The organism is Pseudoalteromonas sp. MelDa3, from assembly GCF_002863625.1.
In the GTDB taxonomy this organism is placed as follows: Bacteria; Pseudomonadota; Gammaproteobacteria; order Enterobacterales; family Alteromonadaceae; genus Pseudoalteromonas; species Pseudoalteromonas arctica.
In genome coordinates this window covers 1-2,495 of record NZ_PJBR01000187.1, presented here as the reverse complement: position 1 = coordinate 2,495, position 2,495 = coordinate 1, and the positions used below count along the sequence as shown (strand labels likewise).

The 2,495-nt window shown below is 37.8% G+C and carries 3 protein-coding genes; 2 read left to right on the top strand and 1 reads right to left on the bottom strand.

From position 1 onward, the window contains the following. Nucleotides 1–962 (bottom strand): HrcA family transcriptional regulator (locus CXF89_RS18940; RefSeq protein ID WP_024590838.1); only part of this gene is annotated, 962 nt, incomplete at its 3' end. A 154-nt stretch (nt 963–1,116) separates the two neighbouring features. On the opposite strand from CXF89_RS18940, the gene nadK reads away from it, so the two are divergent. Then, entirely contained in the window at nt 1,117–2,001 is an 885-nt protein-coding gene (gene nadK / locus CXF89_RS18935) for an NAD(+) kinase (protein WP_004335384.1), read from the top strand. Between the two features lie 77 nt (nt 2,002–2,078). Then, a partial coding sequence (locus tag CXF89_RS18930) for a hypothetical protein (protein WP_121955463.1) occupies nt 2,079–2,495 on the top strand: 417 nt, incomplete at its 3' end.

Sequence of the window (2,495 nt, the reverse complement as noted above, 5' to 3'; positions counted from 1 at the left end):
GAGTTAGATGCCTCAATTAATTTAAATTCTTGAATTATTTCTTCAATCTGCGCTGATTTAGGACAAATTATACAAAAACGGCTTTGATATTCTTGATTTTTAAAGTACGGCACGCTTATTACAATTAATTCATCGCACTCAGTAAAAGGTAATTTTTCGCTATTAAGTACCGATACACCATTTTTAAAAGCAAGCTTATCTTCTACATAATTTAAAAACGAAACACCAATATTTAAACTTTGTTCGCAATCGATTTGTTTGTAGAGGTAATTTTCACCAACAACAATACTATTATCTGAGCCTAATTTTTGGCTTAGTTGTCGCGTCCATTGATTAAGCGAATCATGACAATTTCGAGGCGCTGTATTTGCCATAGCTTGCATACGGTACAAACCTTCCATTAAGGTTTGTTGGCTAAATACAGTATTCAACCACGTGGCAAATTGATAACGAACAGAGTCTGACGAATCATGAGGTTTATCAATACAAATATTGTGACTCTGCCCTGCCCTATCTATTAATAAAATAAGCCAGTCGGTAGAATCAAAATCAAGCACTTCTACTCTAAACACTTGCTGTGAACTGGCTTGAGGTAAACCAACACAACAACATACTTGGTATTTTTGGCTCAAACCATGCGCTAGCTCAACGAGTTGTGACTGCTGTGGTTGCCAATAATTAGCAATATCAGCAAGCACAAAAAATTCGTCAAACCAATAATCAAACCCTTCATTTGTCGGCACTCGCCCTGCGGATGTATGAGGTGAATACAATAAGCCCACTTTTTCTAAGCGAGCCATAGCATTACGAACCGTAGCCGAACACACTGCCATGCCTTTGAGCTTGGCAATTTTTGTTGATGGAACAGGCAAGCCTTCACCATTACAGTACATGTTCATAACAGCTGAAAAAATTTGCTGATCTCGTGGGTTTAGTTTCATGGTATCTACATCTTGTTGCATGAAAGAGATATCGGGGCGTTTAGTTCTTTTTCAAGTCGTGCAGCTAACTCACTGCGAATAAAATTGAAGGTTTATAGTATTGCTATAATCTGTATTTTCAAACACTTCTGTTTTGAGTTACTCTACTATTATTAAATCTCTTTGTGCGTACATTATGGACTCTCCTTTTAACACCATAGGCCTAATTGGCAAACCTAATCACCCGGGAGCCGCTGCTACCCTTCAGCGTTTACATACCTTTTTACTTGCGCTTGGCTTTGAGGTAATAGTAGAAAAACGCACAGGGAGTCAGTTAGACGATATTCCGCATGACAAACTCGTTAAGTTAGTCGACTTAGGTGAACAAGCCGATTTAGCCATTGTTGTAGGCGGTGACGGTAACATGCTTGGCGCAGCACGCGTACTTGCGCGCTTTAATATTGCTGTAATTGGTGTAAATAGAGGCAACCTTGGCTTTTTAACTGATTTAAACCCTGAAGGGTTTGAAGCGAGCTTAGAGCAAGTACTCAGTGGTGAGTATCTTGAAGAAAAACGTTTTTTATTAGAAGTAGAAGTATATCGCCACAACGAATTGAAGAGTGCAAACTCAGCCGTTAACGAAGCGGTACTTCATGCCGATAAAGTAGCGCACATGATTGAATTTGAAGCTTTCATAAATAATGACTTTGTGTTTTCTCAGCGCTCCGATGGTTTAATAGTATCAACCCCCACAGGCTCTACGGCGTATTCTCTTTCAGGTGGCGGTCCAATATTAACGCCAGAACTAAATGCTATATCGTTAGTACCTATGTTTCCTCATACCTTATCTAGCAGACCTTTAGTGGTAGATGCCGATAATGAAGTTCGTTTAAAGCTAAGCCTAGAAAATACAGATAGCCTACAGGTAAGCTGCGACAGCCACGTAGTGCTCGCCGTATTACCCGGCGATGAGGTAGTAATTAAAAAAGCCGATAAACAATTGCGCTTAATTCATCCAAAAAATTACTCTTACTACAACGTTTTACGTACAAAACTGAATTGGGGTAGTCGTTTGTACTAATTTTATTGCCAAATTTAGTACTATAAAGCAAAATGGCGGCTTAAAATAATAATCAACTAATTTAGGAACGAGTAGCAATGACTTATGTAGTATTCTTTGCTTTACTGCTATTAATTACACTTTTATACAGTTACCTCAAAATTGAGAGTAACCGTAAAAAAGCGATAGAAGCTAGAAAAAAGCTATTTAATGAACGTGTTTCGCATGTAAATACGCGCCTTAAAGCAAAGCTTAATGATCTACTTGATGCTAAAATAATTCGCCCAAAATACGTTCCTCGCATTCAAGCTATTGTAAATAATTTTTTTGTTGTTCAATCACATACAGACGAGAACTTGCAACAGCTTGAAGATACCGCCGACCTACTAATTAATACGTTGTCCAACGAGTTAATTAAAACCAATCAAACAAATATAATTCAACCATTGATTGATAATATACAGTACTTTGTATCTGAGTTGCCCCAGCAAGGAATTTTGTACAATAAGAGTTTT

Excerpts from the sequence above, each read along its gene's own strand:
- nadK (WP_004335384.1), top strand. The coding sequence starts at position 1,117 with ATGGACTCTCCTTTTAACACCATAGGCCTAATTGGCAAACCTAATCAC.